Origin of the sequence: Actinoplanes sp. NPDC048791, from assembly GCF_040650095.1 — a bacterium.
Taxonomy (GTDB): Bacteria; Actinomycetota; Actinomycetes; order Mycobacteriales; family Micromonosporaceae; genus Actinoplanes.
Window position 1 is genome coordinate 1 of record NZ_JBEZGQ010001752.1, and the last position, 1,027, is coordinate 1,027.

1 protein-coding gene is annotated in these 1,027 nt (G+C 71.9%); it reads left to right on the forward strand.

The window, feature by feature from the left end; all coding sequences use genetic code 11:
* Nucleotides 1–763: dihydrolipoamide acetyltransferase family protein (locus AB0C29_RS50190; protein WP_360835698.1), on the forward strand; the 763-nt coding region annotated here is incomplete at its 5' end.
* Nucleotides 764–1,027 lie beyond the last annotated feature (264 nt).

The following is a 1,027-nucleotide window of genomic DNA, read 5'->3' on the forward strand; positions in this document are numbered from 1 at the left end:
GCCGGCTGCATCAGCGCCTGCCGCGCCGGCTGTTTCGGCGCCTGCCGCATCCGTCGCGCCGGTTGTCGCGGCGTCCGCCGCGCCGGCCGCGCCGGGGGAGCGTCGTGTTCCGCTCTCCGGATTCCGCAAGGCGGTGTCGGCGGCGCTGACCCGCAGCCGCGCCGAGATCCCCGAGGCCACCGTCTGGGTCGATGTCGACGCCACCAAGCTCTGGGAGCTGCGCCAGAGCACGCCCGGCCCGGGCCTGCTCGCCTACATCGCCCGGTTCGTCGTGGCCGGCCTGCGGCAGTACCCGATGCTCAACGCCCGGGTGGACACCGAGCGGCAGGAGATCGTCGAGTTCGACCGGATCAACCTCGGCATCGCCGTGCAGGGGGAGCGCGGCCTGGTCGTGCCCGCGGTCGTCGGCGCCGAGACGATGACCACCGGGCAGCTCGACGAGGAGATCCGGCGAGTCACCGCGAGCGCCCGGGAGGGCCGCGTGACGGCGCAGGAGGCCGGGACCTTCACGCTCAACAACTACGGCAGCTTCCGGGTCGACGGCAGCGCCGCGATCATCAACCATCCGCAGGTCGCCATTCTGGGCTTCGGCCGCATCCTGGACCGGCCCTGGGTCGTCGACGGCGAGCTGTGCGTCCGCAAGATCACCCAGATGAGCTTCGTGTTCGACCACCGGGTCTGTGACGGCGGCACGGCGGCCAGCTTCATGCGCAGCGTCGCCGACGCGATCGAGGATCCGGCCTCCGCGATCGCCCGCCTCTGACCAGCGGTTGAGCCCAGGTATGCGCTTACCGGGGAAACCGCTCTGAACCGTTGACATCGGCCGTGGTCAATTCCTAACCTGCGTTGATTCGTTTCAGCCAGGAGGAGTCGCCATGCGGGGTTCGCTGCGTCCGTACCGTCGGTGGGGGATCCTCCTGGCCGCCGGCCTGCTCCTGGTCGGCGGCTCGCCGCCCGCCGTGGCCGCGGCGCAGCGGCCCGCCGGCCCTGCTCTGGAACGTCTCGATCGGGGTCTGGTGGCCGCGGC